This window comes from Actinoplanes sp. NPDC051475, assembly GCF_040689425.1.
Taxonomy (GTDB): Bacteria; Actinomycetota; Actinomycetes; order Mycobacteriales; family Micromonosporaceae; genus Actinoplanes.
The window spans coordinates 184,644-205,535 of the sequence record NZ_JBFAZZ010000010.1 but is presented as its reverse complement, the minus strand read 5'-3'; the positions used below and the strand labels follow the sequence as shown (position 1 = coordinate 205,535).

General features: G+C 70.5%; 24 protein-coding genes. 12 read left to right on the top strand and 12 right to left on the bottom strand.

Translation table 11 applies throughout. The features are described from left to right. Positions 1 to 100: 100 nt before the first annotated feature. Positions 101 to 580, bottom strand: a complete 480-nt coding sequence (locus tag AB0368_RS21840; RefSeq protein ID WP_366155746.1) for a DUF2231 domain-containing protein — start codon at positions 578 to 580, stop codon at positions 101 to 103. A gap of 294 nt (positions 581 to 874) precedes the next feature. On the opposite strand from AB0368_RS21840, the gene AB0368_RS21835 reads away from it, so the two are divergent. Further along, positions 875 to 1,306, top strand: coding sequence for a Fur family transcriptional regulator (locus AB0368_RS21835; RefSeq protein ID WP_366155745.1), 432 nt, complete (start codon positions 875 to 877; stop codon positions 1,304 to 1,306). A 60-nt stretch (positions 1,307 to 1,366) separates the two neighbouring features. Then, entirely contained in the window at positions 1,367 to 2,227 is an 861-nt protein-coding gene (locus AB0368_RS21830) for an oxygenase MpaB family protein (protein WP_366155744.1), read from the top strand. A gap of 58 nt (positions 2,228 to 2,285) precedes the next feature. Here the strand turns inward: AB0368_RS21830 and AB0368_RS21825 are convergent, their stop codons facing one another. From AB0368_RS21825 to AB0368_RS21795, 7 genes are all read right to left on the bottom strand, one after another. Next, a complete protein-coding gene (locus tag AB0368_RS21825; RefSeq protein ID WP_366155857.1) occupies positions 2,286 to 3,101 on the bottom strand; it encodes a PD-(D/E)XK nuclease family protein in 816 nt (271 codons plus the stop codon). 134 nt (positions 3,102 to 3,235) lie between these two features. Continuing rightward, positions 3,236 to 3,850: a MarC family protein gene (locus tag AB0368_RS21820; RefSeq protein WP_366155743.1), complete on the bottom strand. Its 615-nt coding sequence runs from the start codon at positions 3,848 to 3,850 to the stop codon at positions 3,236 to 3,238. Between the two features lie 51 nt (positions 3,851 to 3,901). Then, entirely contained in the window at positions 3,902 to 4,753 is an 852-nt protein-coding gene (locus AB0368_RS21815) for a PHP domain-containing protein (RefSeq protein ID WP_366155742.1), read from the bottom strand. Positions 4,754 to 4,797: 44 nt separating this feature from the next. Then, complete coding sequence (locus AB0368_RS21810; protein ID WP_366155741.1) at positions 4,798 to 5,694, bottom strand: PH domain-containing protein; 897 nt, start codon at positions 5,692 to 5,694, stop codon at positions 4,798 to 4,800. A 9-nt stretch (positions 5,695 to 5,703) separates the two neighbouring features. Beyond that, positions 5,704 to 5,862, bottom strand: a complete 159-nt coding sequence (locus AB0368_RS21805) for a hypothetical protein (protein WP_023562582.1) — start codon at positions 5,860 to 5,862, stop codon at positions 5,704 to 5,706. Between the two features lie 123 nt (positions 5,863 to 5,985). Next, on the bottom strand, positions 5,986 to 6,648 hold the full coding sequence (locus AB0368_RS21800; protein WP_366155740.1) for a DUF6758 family protein: 663 nt from the start codon (positions 6,646 to 6,648) through the stop codon (positions 5,986 to 5,988). A gap of 111 nt (positions 6,649 to 6,759) precedes the next feature. Beyond that, positions 6,760 to 7,407 carry an RNA methyltransferase gene (locus tag AB0368_RS21795; protein ID WP_366155739.1) on the bottom strand — a complete coding sequence of 216 codons (648 nt, stop codon included), beginning with the start codon at positions 7,405 to 7,407 and terminating at the stop codon, positions 6,760 to 6,762. A 449-nt stretch (positions 7,408 to 7,856) separates the two neighbouring features. On the opposite strand from AB0368_RS21795, the gene trxA reads away from it, so the two are divergent. The 4 genes from trxA (at position 7,857) to AB0368_RS21775 (ending at position 11,643) form a co-directional block, all read left to right on the top strand. Continuing rightward, positions 7,857 to 8,219: a thioredoxin gene (gene trxA / locus AB0368_RS21790; RefSeq protein ID WP_366155738.1), complete on the top strand. Its 363-nt coding sequence runs from the start codon at positions 7,857 to 7,859 to the stop codon at positions 8,217 to 8,219. Between the two features lie 104 nt (positions 8,220 to 8,323). Next, on the top strand, positions 8,324 to 10,246 hold the full coding sequence (locus AB0368_RS21785) for an intein-containing Rv2578c family radical SAM protein (RefSeq protein WP_366155737.1): 1,923 nt from the start codon (positions 8,324 to 8,326) through the stop codon (positions 10,244 to 10,246). 132 nt (positions 10,247 to 10,378) lie between these two features. Continuing rightward, positions 10,379 to 10,786 carry a CoA-binding protein gene (locus tag AB0368_RS21780; RefSeq protein WP_366155736.1) on the top strand — a complete coding sequence of 136 codons (408 nt, stop codon included), beginning with the start codon at positions 10,379 to 10,381 and terminating at the stop codon, positions 10,784 to 10,786. Positions 10,787 to 11,109: 323 nt separating this feature from the next. Further along, on the top strand, positions 11,110 to 11,643 hold the full coding sequence (locus tag AB0368_RS21775; protein ID WP_366155735.1) for a DUF4190 domain-containing protein: 534 nt from the start codon (positions 11,110 to 11,112) through the stop codon (positions 11,641 to 11,643). 142 nt (positions 11,644 to 11,785) lie between these two features. On the opposite strand, the gene AB0368_RS21770 is transcribed toward AB0368_RS21775, so the two are convergent. Further along, positions 11,786 to 12,727, bottom strand: coding sequence for an SDR family NAD(P)-dependent oxidoreductase (locus AB0368_RS21770; RefSeq protein ID WP_366155734.1), 942 nt, complete (start codon positions 12,725 to 12,727; stop codon positions 11,786 to 11,788). 156 nt (positions 12,728 to 12,883) lie between these two features. On the opposite strand from AB0368_RS21770, the gene AB0368_RS21765 reads away from it, so the two are divergent. Continuing rightward, the gene (locus AB0368_RS21765; RefSeq protein ID WP_366155733.1) at positions 12,884 to 13,504 is read left to right on the top strand and encodes a DUF4190 domain-containing protein; all 621 of its coding nucleotides are present in this window, start codon (positions 12,884 to 12,886) and stop codon (positions 13,502 to 13,504) included. A gap of 148 nt (positions 13,505 to 13,652) precedes the next feature. Here AB0368_RS21765 and AB0368_RS21760 read toward each other — a convergent pair whose 3' ends face one another. Next, positions 13,653 to 14,288 (bottom strand): hypothetical protein, encoded by a 636-nt coding sequence (locus AB0368_RS21760; protein WP_366155732.1) that lies wholly within the window; start codon positions 14,286 to 14,288, stop codon positions 13,653 to 13,655. A 276-nt stretch (positions 14,289 to 14,564) separates the two neighbouring features. Further along, positions 14,565 to 15,602, bottom strand: coding sequence for a DMT family transporter (locus AB0368_RS21755; RefSeq protein WP_366155731.1), 1,038 nt, complete (start codon positions 15,600 to 15,602; stop codon positions 14,565 to 14,567). A 126-nt stretch (positions 15,603 to 15,728) separates the two neighbouring features. Between AB0368_RS21755 and AB0368_RS21750 the strand changes: the two genes are divergently transcribed. Both AB0368_RS21750 and AB0368_RS21745 read left to right on the top strand, forming a co-directional pair. Further along, positions 15,729 to 16,427 carry an HAD family hydrolase gene (locus AB0368_RS21750; protein WP_366155730.1) on the top strand — a complete coding sequence of 233 codons (699 nt, stop codon included), beginning with the start codon at positions 15,729 to 15,731 and terminating at the stop codon, positions 16,425 to 16,427. 30 nt (positions 16,428 to 16,457) lie between these two features. Beyond that, positions 16,458 to 16,955: a hypothetical protein gene (locus AB0368_RS21745; RefSeq protein ID WP_366155729.1), complete on the top strand. Its 498-nt coding sequence runs from the start codon at positions 16,458 to 16,460 to the stop codon at positions 16,953 to 16,955. On the opposite strand, the gene AB0368_RS21740 is transcribed toward AB0368_RS21745, so the two are convergent. Beyond that, positions 16,952 to 17,830: a PhzF family phenazine biosynthesis protein gene (locus AB0368_RS21740; protein WP_366155728.1), complete on the bottom strand. Its 879-nt coding sequence runs from the start codon at positions 17,828 to 17,830 to the stop codon at positions 16,952 to 16,954. The two genes, AB0368_RS21745 and AB0368_RS21740, sit on opposite strands and share 4 nt — an antisense overlap. Positions 17,831 to 17,903: 73 nt before the next feature. Here AB0368_RS21740 and AB0368_RS21735 point away from each other — a divergent pair, with 73 nt between their 5' ends. Genes AB0368_RS21735 through AB0368_RS21725 form a run of 3 tightly spaced genes read left to right on the top strand, consistent with a single transcriptional unit; the run spans position 17,904 to position 20,890 of the window. Continuing rightward, positions 17,904 to 19,181 (top strand): CBS domain-containing protein, encoded by a 1,278-nt coding sequence (locus AB0368_RS21735; RefSeq protein ID WP_366155856.1) that lies wholly within the window; start codon positions 17,904 to 17,906, stop codon positions 19,179 to 19,181. After that, positions 19,178 to 19,711 (top strand): DUF1003 domain-containing protein, encoded by a 534-nt coding sequence (locus AB0368_RS21730; RefSeq protein WP_366155727.1) that lies wholly within the window; start codon positions 19,178 to 19,180, stop codon positions 19,709 to 19,711. The genes AB0368_RS21735 and AB0368_RS21730 overlap by 4 nt, the downstream gene beginning before the upstream one ends. 30 nt (positions 19,712 to 19,741) lie before the next feature. Continuing rightward, on the top strand, positions 19,742 to 20,890 hold the full coding sequence (locus AB0368_RS21725) for an Mrp/NBP35 family ATP-binding protein (RefSeq protein WP_366155726.1): 1,149 nt from the start codon (positions 19,742 to 19,744) through the stop codon (positions 20,888 to 20,890). Positions 20,891 to 20,892: the final 2 nt, after the last annotated feature.

The window sequence follows — 20,892 nt, the reverse complement described above, 5'->3', positions numbered from 1 at the left end:
GCGCAAGCTAGCAGCCAGCAGGACCAAGCCGACCGCGGAACTGGCCGCAATCGGTCACCGCCCCGGCCGCCACCCCACATGGCGGCCGGGACGGCTGCTGTCAGGACGTGGTTCCCCAGACCGCCTGGGCGCCCGAGTCACCGGTCCTGAAGACGTAATAGCCGGAAAGCGCCGCAAGCGCCAGCACGACCACGGCAAGCAACACGTCCGCTGCGCGCGGTAGGCGTTTGGTCGTCGTACGAAGGGTCAGGAACGTCATCACGAGCGTCGCCACACCCAGGGCGAGCGTGAAGTAGAACGTCATCGTCCCGAAGCCCGAGTGGGCGTCAATCTTCTCCAGCGCCGGCCCGGTCATGCCGCTCGCCACGAGCCGGTCGTACAACTTCTCGCCCGACTCCATGGCCACGAACGCCGTGACCGGCGCGGCGACGGCGAGCAGGATGGCCGCCCAGCCGATCTTGGGTCGCCACCGGGGCACGACCGCGTAGACGACGGCCACGAGGGCCAGGAGCGGCACGAACACGACCGCGGCGTGGAGCACGAGGGCGTGGACGGGCATGCCGTTGATCTGGTCGAACACGGTCAGCCTCCTTCAACGTTAAAGAATCTTGGGCGCCAGCCTAGGGGCAACGCGCGCCATGGACATCCCCTTGCTCGCGCTTACACGTGTCCGGCCGATCCGGTTCACCAGTACGGTCGCCCGAGCCCGGAACGCGCCGCCGATCCGGTTCACCGACGCGATCGCACGGAACCCGGAACACGCCACCGATCCAACTCACCGGTCCGCTCGCACGGAGCCCCGAATCGCCCGCGCCGCCCGCCGATCGGCGATCACGTGGTTGAGCAGCACCGTCCGGCATGCTGTCATGGTGAGGTGCCGACCGCCGAGGAGCTGCTGCGTGGCCAGGGCCTGCGCGTCACGCGGCCCCGGGTCGCGGTGCTCGACGTGTTGACCCAGGGCGGCCACCTCGAGGTCGAGGAGGTCACGCGCCAGGTTCGTGACCGGCTCGACTCGGTGTCGACCCAGGCCGTGTACGACGTGCTCGGCGCCCTGTCTCGAGCCGGCCTGGCCCGGCGGATCGAGCCCGCGGGGAGCCCGGCCCGGTACGAGGCGCGGGTCGGCGACAACCACCACATCGTCTGCCGGAGCTGCGGAATCATCGAGGACGTCGACTGCATGGTCGGCGAGCGGCCCTGTCTCGATCCCGGCGCCGGACACGGCTTCGAGGTGGACGAGGCGGAGGTCACCTTCTGGGGCCTGTGCCCGTCCTGCCGGAAAGCCCGCAGTGCCGATCGCGCGGCTTGAATCGGCCGGGCTACGAACTGAACCTGTTCAAATTCGCCTCGCGCGTGGCACGCTGGATCCATGACCACTGCCGTCGACCTCGGGCTGTTCGGCCCCGACTCGGTCACCTGGAAGGTGCACGAGGAGCCCATCGTCACCCTCGGCGGCCTTCGTTCGCTCTACCTCCAGGCCCTCCACCCCCGTGCCGTCGCGGCGATCGCTCAGAATTCCGGCTACCGGTCGGACCCTTGGGGACGCCTCGAGCGCACCTCCGACTACGTGGGCACCGTGCTCTACGGCTCCACGGCCGAGGTCGAGCGGGTCGCCGGCCGCATCCGGCGCCTGCACGCCCGAATGAGGGCGACCGATCCCGGTACGGGTGAGACGTTCCGCGTCGACGAGCCGGAGCTGCTCCTCTGGGTGCACGTGGCCGAGGTCGAGTCGTTCCTGACCACGGCGCGCCGGGCGGGGCTGGAGCTGACCGACGACGAGGTCGACCGCTACTACGCCGAGCAGGTGCGCGCCGCCGAGCTCGTCGGCCTCGATCCGGCCGCGGTGCCCTCGACGGCCGCCGAGGTGGCCGACTACTTCGGCACGATGCGGCCGCAGCTCGCCTTGACGAAGGACAGCGCGGAGACGGCACTGTTCCTGACCGTGCCGCCGGTGCCCGAGTCCTGGGGCAGCCGCTCCCTGCGACTGAGCCTCACCCTCGGGCCCGCCCGCTGGGCCTACTTCGGCATCGCCTCCACGGCGTTCGCCCTGCTCCCACCCTGGGCCCGCAAGATGTACGGCGGTCTCGGCTGGCAGACCACCGACATGACCGCCGGCCTCTCCGTGAGGGGCCTGCGCCTGCTGATGAAGGGCGCCCTGGCCGCCATGCCCCAGCGCTACCGCGTCCCACCCATGCGCCGCCAAGCCCTGGAACGAGCCGGCCTCAGCTGACAACAGAAGCTGACGAGCCAAGCCGAAGCCAGCAGCGCAAGCAAGCACGAGCGAACGGCTAAGCCCGCTCCAAATGCTCAACCGCCGCCCAAGGCTCCTTGGCCTGCGCCGCAGCACCCCCAGGACACGTACGCCGAAAATCGCACCACCCACACAACGACCCAGGATTCACCGGAAACTCCACATCAGGATCCGCCCCCGCGGCCACCGCCTTCTCCGCCGCGATGATGTCCCGCGCCGTATCCTCGGCTCGCGCAACCTGACGCTCGAGCGACTCCTCCGTGTGCTCATGAGCCGCAACCGTGCCGCTCGGCAGATGGTGCAGCTCCACCCGCCGACAAGGACGCCGGAACACCCGCTGAGCCGCGTACGCGTACAGCGCCAGCGCCTGCGAGCCCCGGGCGTCGTCGGCGTTCAGCCCGGACCTTCCGGTCTTGTAGTCGACGATCACCGCCTCACCGGCGCGCCCGTCGATGCGGTCCGCTCGGCCGTTGAAGGCGAGCACTCCCGTCTTCGTTGCCACCACGCGCTCCACGCCCAGCGGCTCCTCCTGCGGGTCCAGCCCGGCCACATACGTGTCCAGCCAGTCGAGCGCCTTGCGGTAGGTGACGCGTTCCTGGTCGACGTCCCGGTAGCCCTCCCGCACCCACGTCGCCTTCAGCAGCGTCGGCAGGGCCTCTGAGCTGCGGCGCTGGGCCGGCAGCGCGTACCAATTCTTGAGGGCCGTGTGCACGCTCGCGCCGAGCGAGTTGTGCGCCCAGGGCGGCCCCTTCTGCGGGCTGGGCCGGTCGACGTAGGTGTAGCGGTAACGCCGCGGGCAGTCGAGGTAACTGCCGAGCTTGCTCGGCGTGCAGACGAAGAGGCGCTCCGGCATGCCGGCGAACCCCAACTGCTCGGGTACGGCGGCGGCTCGCGGCGAAGTCCTGGGCACAGCTCAATCCTGCCAGGACCCCCCGACAAAACCGCCTTCAGGATCACCCCGGCGACGGAGAACGAACCGCCCGCGGATCACCCCGCGGCGTAGAGCTTGACGAACGCCGCGACCGCATCCGCGATGAGCTGCACCGCGATGGCTGCCAGCAGCAGACCCGCAATCCGCGTCAGCACCTCGATCCCACCCGGCCGCAGCAGCTTGACGATCCCGCCGGAGAACCGCAGCACCAGCCACACGATGGCCATCACCGCCACGATCCCGAGCCCGATCACGGTGTAGTCCCCCACGCCGTCCGCCCGCTGCACGAAGAGCATCGTCGCCACGATCGCGCCCGGGCCCGCCAGCAAGGGTGTGCCGATCGGCACCAGCGCCACATTGGTCGTGCCGCCCTGCTCCGAGGGCTCGTCCGTCTTGCCGGTGAGCAGCTCCAGCGCCACCAGGATCAGCAGGAGGCCGCCCGCGCCCTGCAGTGCCGGGAGCTGGACGTGCAGGTAGTCCAATAGGGTCTGCCCCGCCACCGCGAAGACGACGATGACGCCGAGAGCCAGCAGCACCGCCTGCGTGCCCGCGCGGGTCCTTACCTTGGTCGGCAGCGTGCCGGTCAGGGCGAGGAACACGGGCACCATGCCCGGCGGGTCGACGATCACCAGGAGGGTCACGAAGACCTCGCCGAACAACTTCAGATCCACGCGCTCAACCTAGGCGTCGCGCCGCAATCCCGCTCTGAACTGCGAGAACCGTCACCCCAGGACCGGCACTCCGGTGGCGGCGCTCACGATTTTCCCGTACGCGGAGAGCTCGGTCGTGAAGGCCCCGAGCCGGACCGTCTTGTGCGTACCGTGGAAATCTGACGATCCCGTGACGACCAGGCCGAGCTCGCCGGCGAGCGCCCGCACGTGGGCCCGCTGCTCGGGCGTGTGGTCCTCGTGGTCGGCCTCGAGTCCGAACAGGCCGGCGTCCGCGAGCTCCACGATCAGCTTGTCCGGCACGATCCGCCCGCGCACCGTGGCGTTGGGGTGGGCGAAGACGGCGACGCCCCCCGCTTCCCGCACCGCCCGCACGGCTTCGAAGACATCAAGATCTGCTTTGGGTACGAAGTAACGCGCGCCCAGCCAGCGTGAGGCGAACGCCTCGTCGGTGGTACGCACGAGACCGGCCCGGATCAGTGCCTGGGCGATGTGCGGCCGCCCCACCGAGCCGCCGGCCGCGTAGCCGCTGACCTCGGGCCAGCTGATGTCCACCCCGTCCGCGCGGAGCAGCTCGACGATCTTCTCGGCACGTTGCTCCCGGTCGCTGCGCAGGCGCGCGAGGTCGGCGGCGAGGCGGGGCTCCCCGGGATCGAACAGGTACGCGAGCAGGTGCAGTGGGATGGTCGGCTCTACTCCGAACCAGCGGCAGGACAGCTCGGCACCACGTACCAGAGTCAGGTTTTCGGGCCGCGCGGCCGCGGCCTCGGCCCACCCGCCGGTGGTGTCGTGATCCGTGATGGCCATCACGTCGAGACCCGCCTCGGCACCCGCGCGGACCAGCTCGGCCGGGGTCAGCGTGCCGTCACTGGCGGTCGAGTGGCAGTGCAGGTCGATTCTGGTCACCCGGGCGACGCTACCGGGTGAGCACCCGGAACCCGTCGCGGACGTCAGGCGTCGTCACCCGCGTCACCGTCCTTGCCGAGCCGTGCCTCGACCGCCTGCGGCTCGTACATCTCCTCGACGACCCGCAGGTAGAGCTCGTTCGGGTTCGGGAGGTGCTTGACCTCGCGCAGCGCCTGGTCCTGGCCCGCCGACTCGAGCACGAACGTGCCGTAGCTCAGCATGCGGCCGAGCGCGGACTGTTCATATTTCATGTCGGTGACGCGCAGCAGCGGCATCATGGCGACCCGGCGGGTGATGATGCCGTTGACGACCATGACGCGCTTGTTGGTGAGGATGAAGCGGTCGAAGTACCAGTCGCCGACCTTCCACGCGACCCAGCCCATCACGCCGAGCCAGACGAGGACGGCGGCCGTGACCAGGCCGTCGATGTTCTGCCGGGTGAGGAAGCCCGCGAGGTAACCGAGCAGCAGCGTGGCGCCGATGCCGATCAGTAGGGGCGTCGAGAGGTGGATCCAGTGCCGCTTCCACTCGCCGCGGTAGCGCTCGGTCGGGAAGAGATAGCGGGAGACCAGTGTGGTCGGCTCGTCCTCGAGCGGGAGCACGCGCCGCGGTCCACCCGGGACACCGGCGCCCTCGCCACCGAGTCCCTGCAGCTCTTCCTCGGTGAAGACGGGCGGCTCGTACTCGCCCGGATCGCGGTAACGCTCCTGCTCACGGGTCTCGAAGTCGTCGCCGAAGGCCGCGCTCGGCGAGTAGCCGGCGTCGCCCGAATAGCCCGCGTCGGGTGAGAAACCGGGACCGCTGCTCGCCGCGGCTCTGCCCCGGGTGTACTCGGGACCCTCGTCGTGGAACGCGGGATCGTTGTAGCCGAAGGACTCGTCGTCGTCCTGAGGGCGGCGCGCACCCTCACCATCAGGTTGCCGCGGCTCACCAGGACCCATACGCCGATGTTAAGCGACGAGGTTGGTGAAGAAGGTTCCGAAACCGCGGGCGATGTCGCCGATCGTGGAACCGAGCGATTCGAAGACGGCCGCGGCCGAGTTCGGGTTGAACGCAATGAAGAAGATCAAGAATGCGATGCCAAGCCAGGTGAGGACCTTCTTGATCATGGCGGGCCTGCTCCTCCGATGCGGGTACGGTCGACGCCGCGGCAACACTCACGGTATCAGTTTCGCTGCTCTGTGTGAACAATGTGACCGAAAAGCCGATACCGTTCCCGCGTCAACCAGGCGTCACACCCGGCCGTGCAGGTAGGGCGACGGCGCTCCGTACACGAGCTCGGGCGGAATCCCGTCGGACAGGTCGTGCAGGACGACGTGCTCGGCGAGGAAGTAGCCCGCGCTTGCCGGCCACGCTACCGCATAGAGCCACATTCCTTTGGCTTCACTCACATAGGCGCTTCGGTCTTCCGGGGACTTGACGCACCACAGTGGAGTGGGGTGCCCGCCGGCTTTGATCTTCGCGTGCGGGCCGGGCCGACCGCCGCCGTCGCCGAGCGCCTCGGCGATCAGATAACCGGGATCGATGCCCGGGATACCGGCGAAGCGCGTACCGAGGCCGACTCCAGGTTGTTCGGCGATGAGGACCATGTCCGCCGGGCCGCCGCCGAGGGGGTCGGGCCCGCTGCAGGAGAGCGCGGTCGCGCGTACGCCCGAACGGTCGTCACCCGCCCAGCCGACACCGGTCACCATCCAGCCCGTGGGCAGCGGCCACGGACACCAGAGGGGCATGTGCTCGGCGGAGGGGGCGGGCTGGCGCAGGGCGCTCTCGATGATCTCCGGCCCGATGTGTTCCGCGACGTGGAACGGATGGACGTCGCCGCAATTATCGCAGCGCCATTCGGTGTGCATCAGGTCCGGCGGCCGAACCTGCGCAGCACAACGGGGGCAACTCACGGTGACACCCACCCTCTTAAGGTGCGGGTCGCGGAGGCCCCCGTCAAGCGAATCGGCAGAACCCGGACCGGTCGACCCATCCTGCAGGCTGCACCGATGCACCACCCCTGGTCAGCCCGGGGGTGGACCGGCGTGCGCCCGTACCCATGAGTGCATCGCGATGCCGCTCGCCACGCCTGCGTTGATCGAGCGCGTGGACCCGTACTGGGCGATCGAGAAGAGTTCGCTGCACGCAGCGCGAGCGGCATCGGAAAGGCCGGGACCCTCCTGGCCGAAGATCAGGACGCATTCCCGCGGAAGGGTGACGGTCTCCATGGGCCGGGACCCCGGCAGGTTGTCGATCCCGATGACCGGCAGGCCGGCGGCCGCGGCCCAGCCGGCGAACCGCTCGATCGTCGGATGATGCCGGACGTGCTGGTACCGGTCGGTGACCATGGCGCCGCGGCGATTCCACCGGCGGAGACCGACGACGTGAACCTCGGCGGCGAGGAAGGCGTTGGCGTTGCGGACGACGGTGCCGATGTTGAAGTCGTGCTGCCAGTTCTCGATCGCGACGTGGAACGTGTGCCGGCGCTTGTCGAGATCCTCGACGACGGCTTCCCGGCGCCAGTAGCGGTAGCGGTCGACGACGTTGCGGCGGTCGCCCTGCTCGAGCAGCTCGGGGTCGTAGCGCTCGTCCTCCGGCCACGGACCGGGCCACGGGCCGACGCCGACCTCGAGTTGCGGCTCGCCGTCCGTCACCTGTTCATCGGGCGCCATGGTCGAGGACGGTAACCGGCCCGGATGAGCGCCTCCCGCCGGGATGCCCGACAGGAGACGCAATGAGCGGCGGGGCCCTCCCCGGCACCCGCCGCCCACGCTCTGGTGGGAAAGAGTTTGCCTTACCGTCCGTATCGATGTGAAGGGCCTTCAAAGTGACCCAACTCACATTTAACTTTGTTGCCTATTCGCTGGCGCGGTGACCTTGTCGTTATCAAGCTGCGTTAGGGGTCCCGAGCCCGCCCCGGTCGGCACAAAGTGGACGGCCGGAATCTCGTAACAACTGAAAGCGCTCTCCCTACAATCGGTTACGATCAGGTGCCGTGCGTTCGTCGGCCCTGCCGGAGAAGGTGCGCCAGGCCACGTGTCAGGCAGCCCCGGCGCGGGAATTGCCGAGGTGGACCATCGGTTGGAAGCCACGTAGCCCAATTCCCGTGGACGGAGAGATCATGGCGACCGTTACGCTGACCGCAGAGAACTTCGATGAGGTGACCGGCAAGGACGGCATCGTCCTGGTCGACTTCTGGGCAAGCTGGTGCGGGCCATGCGTGCGCTTCGCCCCCACCTACGAGCGCTCCTCGGAGAAGCACACCGAGATCGTCTTCGGCAAGGTCGACACCGAGGCCCAGCAGGAGCTGGCCGCGAAGTTCGAGATCCGCTCGATCCCGACGATCATGGCCGTCCGCGACGGCGTCATCGTCTTCTCCCAGCCCGGCGCCCTTCCCGAGTCGGCGCTCGAGTCCCTGATCGAGCAGGTCGAGAAGCTCGACATGGAGGACGTCCGCAAGCAGCTCGCCACGCACAACCACTGATTTCGGCAACGCCCCGGGCGCCGCGGATCCCTTGATCCGCGGCGCTTCGCCGTTCCGGTGACTCGGGTGGACAGGTGCCTCGTACATGTGTTCGAATTCTCCGCATGCGATGGTCTCACCTGTCGGCACCGGCCACGCTCCTGGACGCAGCGCCAGCGGCCTCACCCCTGCCGCTGGCGCTGCCCGGAGCGACCGTCCGCACGTTCGACACCCCTGGCTTCGCCGGCATGACCTTCTACGAGATCCGGGCGAAGTCGATCATCAACCGTGTCCCGGGCGCGTCGCGCGTGCCGTTCGAGTGGACGATCAACCCCTATCGCGGCTGCTCGCACGCCTGCTCCTACTGCCTCAGCGGCGACACCCCGATCCTGATGGCGGACGGTTCGACGCGGCCGCTGTCGCAGCTCCAGGCGGGTGACGCGGTCCTGGGCACGATGGGCGCCGGCTCGCATCGGCGGTACGTGCCCACGACCGTCCTGAATCACTGGTCGACGTCGAAGCCCGCCTTCCGCGTCACGCTCGCGGACGGCACGCGCCTCGTGGCCAGCGGGGACCACCGCTTCCTGACCGACCGCGGCTGGCGGCACGTGAGCCCCGCCGAGCCCCACCTCCCGGCCCTCGCCGTCGGCGACCGGATGTCCGGCATCGGCCACTTCGCCGACCCTCCGAAGGAGTCCCCCGACTACAAGACCGGCTACCTGTGCGGCCTGATCCGCGGCGACGCGGGCGCCGCCCCGTCCCCGGACCCACGCGAAGGCGACGCCTGGATCCGCGCCGACAGCTACCTCGACGACATCCCCATGCACGAGGCCCTGCGCTGGCCCGAGATGCCCTCCGGCAGCTGGTACAGAGGCTTTCTCGGCGGCGCATTCGGCTCGACGGGATCGGCCGACCGCCTGGCCATCGTCTTCACCAGCCGCGACCAGGGCTTCCTCGACCGGGTCACCGAGGCCCTGACGCATCTCGGCCTGCCCAGCCGCCGCCCACCCCATCCCCAGCTCGGCGGCGTCCACTCCGTCGAGGTCGCCCGCGACCTCTGGGCCGCCCTGCGATTCCGCCACCTCACCGGCGTGAGCGACGCGCCGCTCGACGCGTCCGGAGTGGGCGTTCGCAGCGACGCCCAGCTGACCGTCGCCGACATCGAAGAGCTCGGGCTGACCCTGCCGCTGTTCGACATCACCACGGGCACCGGAGACTTCATCGCCGACGGCGTCGTGAGCCACAACTGCTTCGCCCGCAACACCCACACCTACCTCGACCTCGACGCCGGCCAAGACTTCGACTCCAAGGTGGTCGTCAAGGTCAACGCCGGCGACCTGGTCCGCCGCGAACTGGCCGCCCCGAAATGGACCGGCGCCCCGATCGCCATGGGCACCAACGTGGACGTCTACCAGCGCGCAGAGGGCCGCTACCGCCTGATGCCGAAGATCCTGGCCGCCCTGCGCGACTTCGCCAACCCCTTCTCGATCCTGACCAAGGGCACCCTGATCCTGCGCGACCTCGAACTCCTCAAACAGGCAGCCACGGTGACACACGTGGGCCTGTCCTTCTCGGTGGGCTTCCTCGACGAGGCCATGTGGCGCGCGGTCGAATCCGGCACACCGAGCCCCCGCCGCCGCTTGGACGCGATCCGCCGCCTGACCGACGCCGGCTTCCGGGTCAGCGTCCTGATGGCACCGATCCTGCCGGGCCTCACGGACACGGACGAGTCCATCGAGGAAACCGTCCAAGCCATCGCAGCGTCCGGCGCCACCAGCGTGACCCCGCTGGCGCTCCACCTACGCCCGGGGGCCCGCGAGTGGTACGCGGCCTGGCTCACGCGGGAGCACCCTGCCCTGGCACCGCGCTATCGCGAGCTGTTCCGCGGCGGGTCGTACCTGCCGCAGGCATTTCAGAACGAAATCGGGGCGCGGGTCCGGCTGGCGGCCCGGCGACACGGACTCAACCGCCCATCGCCGGGCGAGGCGCGGCAGGTTCCCGGCGGGGAGGTGGCGGTGGCAGAGGCCGAACAGCTCACTCTGCTCTGAGATCGCAGAGGAGCCCCAGCATTCCCCCTGGTCCAGGGCGGAGGGGCCAGTGGTCGGACCCGAGCAAGCTCGCCTTGTTCTGAGGGGTCGCATTTTCGTGGCCGTGCCGCATGGCGTCGATAAGGTCGAGGCATGAGAAGCGCGCAGCAGATCCTGGCGGGTGCCGACGTGATCGCCGTCGTCGGAGCGTCGCGCGACCCGTCCAAGCCATCGCATTCCGTACCGCTCCAGATGCTCCGGCACGGCTGGAAGATCATCCCGGTCAACCCGTTCGTGGACGAGGTCTTCGGCGTCAAAACGGTGCCCACCCTGGCCGACCTGCCCGAACCCGTCGACCTGGTCGACATCTTCCGGCCGGCCGCCGACGCCGTCGACATCGTCCGGCAAGCCGCCGCCATCAAGGCCCCGGCGGTGTGGCTCCAGACCGGCATCATCTCCGCCGAGGCTCGCCGGATCGCCGCGGAGGCGGGCATGGAGTACGTCGAGGACAGCTGCCTGGCAGTGGAACGCGCGGTCGGCAACCTGACCAAGCTCCGCTGACCCGCGATCCCGCGGAGCACTCCGGCACCATCGGCGGCTCGTCGGGCGCTGGATGGTCGGCCGTTCATACCCGGCCGTCGTTGCCGCTGTCGCTACGGCAGGCAGCGGTCGGCGCTTCGCCCGGCACGGCCTTGCGGCGCCACGGGAGCTGCCTCCTCGGCTGCAATCGGGCGCGCGGGCACTCGTTCGTGTCGCATGCTGAGAGTTCTGGTCGGGGTGTCCATGAGACGTGACATGCGGCGGGACCGCCAGACACGCTGTATCGGGGTGCCCCGATCTTCCCGCCGACTAGTACGGTGCCGGGTGAACTAGGAGGACCACTGATGACTTACCCACCGCCCGGTGGCACGCCGGACCCATATCAGCCGCAGCAGCCGTACGGGCAGCAGCCGTCCTACGACCCCACCTCGCCGTACTCGCAGGACCCGTACGCGGCTCCGTCCAGCGGTGCGCCGTCGAGCGGGCAGCCGTACGGGCAGCCGCCGGGCGGCGCCCAGCCGTACGGTCAGCAGTCGCCGTACGGTGCGCCGTCGAGCGGGCAGCCCTACGGTCAGCAGTACGCGCAGCCGGGGTACGGCCAGCCGTACGCGCAGCCGGGCTACGGCCAGATGCCCGCGCCCACCAACACGATGGCGATCCTCAGCCTCGTGTTCGCCTTCGTCTTCCCGCTCGCGGGGATCTTCATGGGCCACATCGCGAAGAAGCAGATCCGCACCAGCGGTGAGTCCGGTGAGGGTCTTGCCACGGCGGGGCTGTGGCTGAGCTACATCTTCGTGATCATCGGTCTTATCTTCTGCGCGTTCTATGTGGTCGTCGTGATCTTCGCGATCGGCAACGGCGCCACCACCACGTACTGAACCCACGGCGCCCGGTGGACACGGTCCACCGGGCCCAAGCCCACGCCGGCCTACGGCTTCCACCCGCCCGTCAGCGAGCCTCGGCCCGGCCTATTTCTGTCCGCAGGTCAGCGAGCCTCGGCCCGGCCTAGGCGCTCGCCCGTCAGCGGAACTCGGCTTCGCGGACGCTGTTGCCGCCGTCGACCACCAGCATCTGGCCGGTGATGTACGACGCCGCCGGCGAGCACAGGAAGGCGATCGCCGCCGCGACCTCGTCCGGGGTTCCGGGGCGGCCGATCGGCGTACCCAGGCCCTGCTTGATCTCGGTCACCGTCGACGCCGCCGTGTAGATGGTGCCCGGGGCCACGCAGTTGACGTTGATGCCGTCCGCCACGAGCTCCATCGCCAGCGCTCGGGTGAGGCCCACCACGCCGGCCTTCGCTGCGGCGTACGCGGCCTCGGTGGGGAGGGCGTTGATCGGGCCCGCCGTCGCGGCGAGGTTGACGATGCGGCCCCAGCCCTGTTCCGACATGCCGCCGACGAAGGCCCGGCTGCACAGGAAGGCCGTGCTCAGGTTGCGGTCGATCTCCGCTCGCCACTCGTCGTACGTGAGCTGGGCGACCGGCCGGAGCACCTCCGGGCTGGTGCGGCTCGCCAGGCCCGCATTGTTGACCAGGACCTCGACGTCGCCGAGCTGGTCCGCGATCGCGTCGGCGAGGGCGCCCACCTCCGCCTCGTCGGTCAGGTCCGCGACGAAGCCGGTCACTCCGAGCTCGGTCGCCCGTTCGTGGATGCGCCGGGTCGTCGAGACGATCGCCACCCGGGCGCCGAGGTCGCGCAGGCGTCGCGCGGTCGCGTACCCGATGCCGTCCGGGCTGCCCGCACCGGTGACCAGGGCGACCTTGCCGTCCAGGCGCAGCGTCACGGGGGCCTCATCGGCCCTGGGCGCGGCATCCTCCGGCACGGCCGGCGCGGACTCCACGCTCAACGGCTCGGACTCGGACTCGGACGAGAGCGCGGCAGACCGGGGCCGGCGTCCGGCGGCGGGACGTGTGGCGTCCCGCCTCGACCGGCTACCAATGACGGAACGGGCGTCGAAGACCATGCGGCGATCCTGCCCGCTTGCGCGCAGAGGGGCAAACATCGACTCAGACGTGGCGCAATTCGGTACGGCCGGAGCGTTGTCCACAGGCCAGCGACACGCCGTGACAGGGACTCCTATCCTTGGTCGCGAAATGCACGCGCCGGACGGAGGCTGACCTTGACCTACCCACCGACGCCCGGCCCGGACGGAAGCCAGCCGCCGCCGCCCGACCCGCCGGTCCAGGCCTACACGCCTCCGCAGGCCTACCCGCTGCCGCAGCCCTACACGCCCCCGGAGGCCTACCAGCCGCCTCAGTCGTCCACGCCTCTGGAGGCCTACCCGCCGGCGCAGTCCTACGCGAATCCGCAGGCGTACCAGCTGCCCGCGCCCCAGGACCCTTACGCGCCGCAGGTCTCCTACGGTCAGGGCGCCGTCGATCAGTACGGCTATGCCGCGCCTCAGTACGACTACGCGCAGCCCGGCAGTCCGTACGCGTATTCGCCGTACCCGCCGGGTGCCCGCCCCACCGAGGGGATGGCGATCGCCTCGCTGGCGATCTCGTGCGTCTCGGTCTTGGGGCTGTGCGCGTGGGGCGTCGGAGGCCTGCTGGGGATCCTCGGGGCGATCTTCGGGCATATCGCCCGGCGGAGGATCCGTCAGTCGGGCGCCGGGGGCAGCGGGATGGCGCTGGCGGGGATCATCATCGGCTGGATCGTCACGGCCCTCATGCTGGCCTTCGCGGTCCTCATCGTCATCGCGATCGCCACGGACGACTCGAGCAGCAGCAGCACCTTCTGAGCCGGTCGATCGCCCACCGCCGAGCCTCGAAGACTGGCGGCGAGCCCCCCGAAGGCTGGCGGCGAGCCCCCGAAAGGATGGCGGCGACCCCCGAAGGACTGCGGCGAGCCCGACGCCTGCCGGTCGATCGGCAAGCACCGGCCGAAGGTCAGCCGCCGGGTTGGGGTGCGGTGGGGATGCCAGGGGTCGGCATGGGTATCACCGGGCCCTCCTCGATGAAGATCAGCGGGGCCGTCCGGCCGTAGTGCCGCGGCATCTGCTCCCGGGCCCGGTCCAGATCCTGCGTGCCGATCTCGACGCCCACCCCGTCGTGGCGGGCCGAGATCGTGGAGATCCGCACCCCGCGGCTGTGCCATGCCTCCAGGTCCGCCGTGATGTGGTCCTGCCAGCGGCTCAGTTCCTGGAGGCTGTGCTCAGCGTCCCGGACGAAGATGCACGTGTTGTCCGCCGTCTGCCGGATGAAGTCGTCGAACGCCGCTGACGGGACTCGGTAGACGATGGCGCGTACCCGTTGCTGATCGACCTCCAGACCCGCGTAGCTGGCGGCATGGTGGGCGCGGCCGCCGGCGTCGATGCGGGCCATCGCCGACGCGAGGGGGGCGGGTGTGACGGGTACGGTGTGGCCGCCGACGGTGGTGGTCTCCGGGGGACGGAAGAACTCGCAGCCCGCCGTCGTCCAGCCGCCGATCAGGCCGGCCGCCGCGGTTTCGGGTTCGTCGCAGGCGCCGGTCATGAGCACCGCCCCGAGCAGCAGCGGGCCGAGCACACATCGAAAGCGGCGCATCGCATGCCCCCTCTCTACCGCGCGCGACGGCAGTTCGCCAAGGGGTTCAACGACGCTCGCCGGGCGCCAGACGCCACCGACCAGGCACGCCGGCCGCGGAACAGGACCAGAACGCCGCCCAGGAACACGCCCGGAAACGCCGGCCAAGCGAGCCGCCGGGCGAGTCGGGGAAGTCGGGCGAGAACAGGGCAGGGCGAGGACGCCAGGCAAGGAAAAGGGCAGGGCAGGACGCCGGACAAGAATGGGGCAGGGACGACGGCCGGAGAACAGGCGGTCTCAGAGCGGCTCGGGATCTGCGGCGTCGGCGAGGGATGCCGAGGCCGCCGCCCCCTTCCGGTTTCGAGCCCCCGCCAGGATCACCACCGCAACCCCCACCACCAGCACCGCCAACCCCGGCAAGGCCGCCGCCCGCGGCGTCTGACCGAGCCAAGCCCACGCCAGCAACGCCGCCCCCGGCACCTCGAGCAGGATCAGCACACTCACCGTCGTCGCCGATACATGGTGCAACGCGTAGTTGAACATCGAGTGCCCCAGCAACTGCGCCCCGGCCACCAGCGCGAGGATCGCCGCCCAGGTCCGGCCGTCGTAGCCGGTCATGCGTACGCCCGCGACCTGGCACACGACGAGCAGCAGCAGCGCGCAGGTGCCGTAGCAGACCCAGGTGTAGGTCGTCGTGCTGAACCGGGTTCGCGCCCGTTCCCCGAACGCCGTGTACACCGCGGCGGCCATAGCGCCGAGCAGTGCGAGCACGTCCGCCAGCACCGCCTGGGTCGAAACGCCCACATCCACCCCGGTAGCCCACCCGACGCCCGCCACGGCCAACGCAATGCCGGCCCAGCCCGCCCGCGACGGCCCACTGCCGGGACGGAAACGCCCGGAGCCGGAAGGCCCAGGCCTGGAAAGCCCAGGGCCGGAACGCCCGGAGCCGGAACGCCCGGACCCCCCGGAACGGAAACGGCCGGCTGCCGCGGCGATCAAGCCCTGCCACACCGGCTGGGTCGCCACCAACGCCGTCGCCGTCGCGACCGAGCCGAGTTGAACGCTCGGCATCCAGGTGGCGAAGTGTGCCGCGAGGGATACCCCGGCCAGGACGCAGTACAGGCCGTCGCGGCTGCGCAGGGTGCGGACCTCGGCCCGGCGCGGACCTGCGCTGATCGGGGTCAGGGCGGCGAACGCCAGGCCGTTGCGCCAGAACGCCACTGCCAGCGCCGGGGCGGCCGCGAACGCGATCAGCGGGGCTGATGACGAAACAGCCAACACTGCGATGACTAAAGCGACGACTGTGAGGTATGCGGGCGTTGAGCGTGTATTCATCCCCGGCCGTCGCTTCTTGCATATGAACACGTCACAGTTTGTGGACCTCAGTTGAGCGGAAAGTGAACCGGTCGTTACGCTCACCGCCGTTGTTCACCGGTCAATGCCCCTGGAGAGTGGTTTTCGATGCCCGCCTACCAAGCGGTGCTGTTCGACTTCTTCGGCACGCTGACGCGTTCCGTACGACGCGGACCTCAGCACGCCGAGATCGCCCGGGCACTCGGGTGCGATCCCGACGCCGTGATCAGCGTCCTGGACCGGACGTTCCAGGTCCGGGCCCGGGGCCAGCTGGGCTCCGCCGAGGCCACCCTACGGTGGGTCACCGAGCAGGCGGGCGGCAGCCCGCGAACCGCGCAGTTGCAGGCCGCGGTGCCCGCCCGGGTCGACGCCCTGAGGGCCGACACGGAGTTGCGTGCGGACGCGGAGAGCGTTCTCACGGCTCTCAAGCGCCGCGGGTTGCGGACCGCCGTGATCAGCGACTGCACCCACGAACTGCCCGCGTTCCTGCCCAGCATGCCGATCGCCCCGCTGCTGGACGTCAGCGTGTTCTCGGTGGAGGTCGGCCGCTGCAAGCCCGATCCGCTGATCTACCTGGAGGCCTGCTGGCGCCTGCGGGTCGCCCCGGAGGACTGCCTCTACGTGGGCGACGGCGGCAGTCGCGAGCTCACCGGGGCGGCCGCGGTCGGCATGACACCCGTCCGGCTGAGCGCCCCGGACCTGGCCGACCACCTCGTCTTCAACCAGGACGAGGACTTCGCCGGGCTGAGCGTGCGCTCGTTGTCTGCGGTCGTCGACCTGCTGGACCGCGTACCCTCGCTGAACTGAGCGCAAGCGGAGACCTGAGAGGATGGGCCGGTGACGACCGAGCTCGTGGCCGAGGCGATCAAGAAGGCCGGCATCGCCTGGATCGGCGTCGGCGACCGGCCCGCCGTGGGCCTGTGGGTCATGCCGCTCGACGGGACACTCGTCGTGCTGAGCGGGCCGGGTGAGCAGCCGGCGCCGGGGCTCGCCGAGGCCGCCACCGCCCAGGTGCGGCTCCGCGGCGACAACGGCGGGCTCATCGTCCTCGTGGACGCCGCCGTGGAGCGGATCGTGGCGGGCAGCGAGGCCTGGGACGAGATCGCCCCGCAGCTGGCCGGCAAGCGCCTGAACGCCGCAGGCACCGCCGAGGAGCAGGTGGCGAGGTGGGCCGCGACCGATTGCGCGATCGTCCGGCTCACCCCCGCGGAAGCGGCCCCGGTCGCCGCTCCCGAGCTGCCAGCGGATTCGGGTGCGGCTCCGCCGCGAGAAACCCCGGCGCGGGTTCCGGTCCGTCGCCCCTTCCGCCTTCATCGGGTACGCCGAAAGCGCTAACCGACGAACGGCGGCACCGCGATCTCGCCCTTGGCCACCGGCACCACGTGCCCCGCAACGGTCGCAGACGTGGCCTTGCCCCCGGAAGCCGTCACCGTGCACTCCAGCAGCGACGGCCGGTGCATCTCAAACCCCTGGTGCACGGTGTACGCGGTGGTGTCGTCCCCGGGCAGCCACCCGTTGGCGACCAGCCACACACCGAGACCCAGCGCCGCCGAGCCGGTCGCCGGGTCCTCCGGCACCGACACTCCGGGGCAGAACACCCGGGCGTACGCGGTCCGCGTGTCGGCGTCCCACGAGAACACGCTGATCTGCGACACCCCGGCCTTCTCCGCTCGGAGGGTGTCCGCCCAGGCCCGGGTCAGCGCCCGGCGCTCGACCGGCAGGTACACGAACTCGAGGCCGCAGCCCGCCGCCGACGGGGTGGCCGAGGCCCCGGCGTAGTCGTCGGCCGCCAGCCCGGTCAGCTCCAGCAGCGTCGCGGCGGGGAACTGCGCGCCCAGCGTGGGCGTACCGCCGGTCAGGGTCGCCGAGCCGGTGTCCGAGACCACGATCGGCAGCAGTCCGGCACCGCACTCCTGCACGAGGTGCCCGGCGGCGGCCAGTCCCCGGCGTACCGAAGTCACCGCCGCACCCACGCTCGGGTGACCGGCGAACGGCAGTTCCGTCTCGGGGGTGAAGATCCGGGCCCGGTACGTGGCCTCGATGTCGGCCGGCGGCAGCACGAACACCGTCTCGGAGAGGTTGAACTCGCGGGCCAGCGCCTGCATCTGATCGCCGCCCAGCGCCTCGGCGCCGTAGACGACCGCCAGCGGGTTGCCCGCGAACGGCCGGTCGGTGAAGACGTCCACGATCTCGTACGCCACGGTAGCCATGGCATGACGCTAACCCAGCCCCGGCCGCGCCGGTCGTGACGGCATGCGGAGGCCCTAGGCTGTTTGCGTGACCATGGGGACGAGGGTTTACCTTGCGCGGCTCGCCGCTCTGCCCGTGTTCGACCCCAACGGCGACCGGGTCGGCCGGGTTCGCGACGCCGTGGTGCGGCTGCGGACCACCAACCGGCCGCCGCAGGTCGTCGGGCTGGTCGCCGAGATGGCGTTGCGGCGGCGGATCTTCCTGCCCATCGGGCGGGTGACCTCGATGGACGCCGAGGCGGTCGTGCTCAGCACCGGCACGCTCAACCTGCGCCGGTTCGAGAAGCGGCCCAACGAGCTGCTGGTCCTCGAGGATCTGCTGGACCGCCGGGTCACCATCGAGGCCGAGGACCGCACCGGGCCGCAGCAGACCGGCACGGTCGTCGACCTGGGCATGGACCTCAACCGCAACAACGAGTGGCTGGTCACCCGGGTCGCCGTCCGCCAGCACACCGGCCGGCTCGCCCGGCGCGGCCACCTCTACCAGGTGGACTACGACCGGGTCCGCGGGCTGGTCGGGCCCACCGACACCCAGGGCAGCGCGAACCTGGTGGCGCTGCTGGAGCAGATGCGCCCGGCCGACATGGCGAACGCGTTGCAGGACCTGTCCGACGCCCGCCGCAACGAGGTGGCCGCGGCGCTGAGCGACCGTACGCTCGCCGACGTGCTCGAGGAGCTGCCCGAGCACGACCAGGTGGAGATCCTCGTCCGGCTGGACCGGGAACGGGCCGCCGACGTGCTCGAGCGGATGGACCCGGACGACGCCGCCGACCTGCTCGCCGAGCTGCCGAAGCCGGAGCAGGCGATCCTCCTCGACCTCATGGAGCCCGAGGAGGCGGCGCCGGTCCGGCAGCTGATGAGCTACACGCCGGGCACCGCCGGGTCGGTCATGACCTCGGAGCCGGTCATCCTGACGCCGGACGCCACCGTCGCCGAGGCGCTGGCCCGGATCCGCGAGCCCGAGCTCTCCCCGGTGGTGGCCGCGCAGGTGTTCGTGGCACGGGCGCCGTCCGCGACGCCGAGCGGCAAGTACCTCGGCATGGTCCACTTCCAGCGGCTGCTGCGGGAGCCGCCGTCCTCCATCCTGGGCGGGCTGATCGAGAAGGACATCGACCCGCTGGCGCCGGAGGCGAACCTCCTGGAGATCACCCGGCGGATGGCCACGTACGACATGGTCGCCATGCCGGTCGTGGACAACGCCTATCGGCTGGTGGGCGCGGTCACCGTCGACGACGTCCTGGACCACTCCCTGCCCCGCGACTGGCGCGACCGTGACACGCAGGACGCGGCGCTCGAGGAAGGCCCCTCATGACGGACACTCGGCGGGAGCGGCTCGACCGGCTGGATCAGCCGGTGGAGCCCGGGCGGGTCCGGCTGCCCCGCTTCGACCCGGAGGCCTTCGGGCAGTGGTCGGAGAACATCGCCCGCTACATGGGTACGGCCAGATTCATCGTCTACATGACAGTGGTCATCGCGGCGTGGTTCGCGTGGAACACCCTCGCTCCCAGGGGACTGCGCTTCGACCCGTACACGTTCACGTTCCTGACCTTGATCCTGTCCTTGCAGGCGTCCTATGCCGCTCCGCTGATCCTGCTCGCGCAGAACCGGCAGACCGACCGGGACCGCCTCGCGATGGAGGAGGACCGCCGCCGCGCCGCCATGCAGAAGGCCGACACGGAGTATCTGGCGCGCGAGATCGCCTCGCTGCGCATCGCGCTGGGCGAGGTCGCCACCCGCGACTTCCTCCGCTCCGAGCTGTCACGAATGGCCGACGAACTGGACGAAGCCGCCCATCGACGGCAGAAACTGGAGCGCAAGGAGTGGGAGGAAGAGCACTCCTGACGCCGTCGGGGGCTTGCGTAAGCTTGCGTCATGTCCGCACCCGCCCCCACCCTCGAGGAAGCCGTCCAGGCCGCCCTCGCCACGGTCGACGACCCCGAGATCCGCCGGCCGATCACCGAGCTCGGCATGGTGAAGGGCTTCACCGTCGCCGGCAACAAGATCTCCGTCGAGATCCTTCTGACGGTCGCCGGCTGCCCGCTGCGCGACAAGCTCACCAACGACATCACCGCCGCAGTCACGAAGATTCCCGGCATCGACACGGTGGAAATCGACTTCGGTGTGATGACCGAGGAGCAGCGCAAGGCCCTGCAGGTCACCCTGCGTGGTGGCGGCCAGAGCGCCGAGCCGGTCATCCCGTTCGCGCAGCCCGGCTCCAAGACCCGGGTGTACGCGGTGGCCAGCGGCAAGGGTGGCGTCGGCAAGTCCAGCGTCACCGTGAACCTCGCCGCGGCGCTCGCCAAGCGGGGCCTGTCGGTGGGCGTCATCGACGCGGACATCTACGGCCACTCGGTGCCGCGCATGCTCGGGGTCGACGGCCGCCCCACCCGGGTCGAGGACATGATCATGCCGCCGCAGGCGCACGGCGTGAAGGTCATCTCGATCGGCATGTTCACGGCGGGCAACGCCGCCGTCGTGTGGCGCGGGCCGATGCTGCACCGCGCGCTGCAGCAGTTCCTCGCCGACGTGTTCTGGGGCGACCTCGACGTGCTGCTCCTCGACCTGCCGCCGGGCACCGGCGACGTGGCGATCTCCCTGGCGCAGCTGCTGCCCAACGCGGAGATCCTGGTCGTCACCACCCCGCAGGCCGCGGCCGCGGAGGTCGCCGAGCGGGCCGGCGCCATCGCGCTCCAGACGCACCAGCGGCTGGTCGGCGTGATCGAGAACATGTCCTGGCTCGAGCTGCCGGACGGCTCGCGCATGGAGGTCTTCGGCGCGGGCGGCGGCGAGTCGGTGGCTTCGTCGCTGACCCAGACGGTCGGCGCCTCGGTGCCGCTGCTGGGGCAGGTGCCGCTGGACACGCGGGTTCGCGAGGCCGGCGACGCCGGCACGCCGATCGTGCTCGCCGACCCGGACGCGCCGGCGGCGAAGGCCCTGGACGCGGTCGCCGACCGGCTGGCCGTCCGCCGGGAGTCGCTCGTCGGCAAGCCCCTCGGCCTGATGGTGAACGCGCGCCGCTAGGA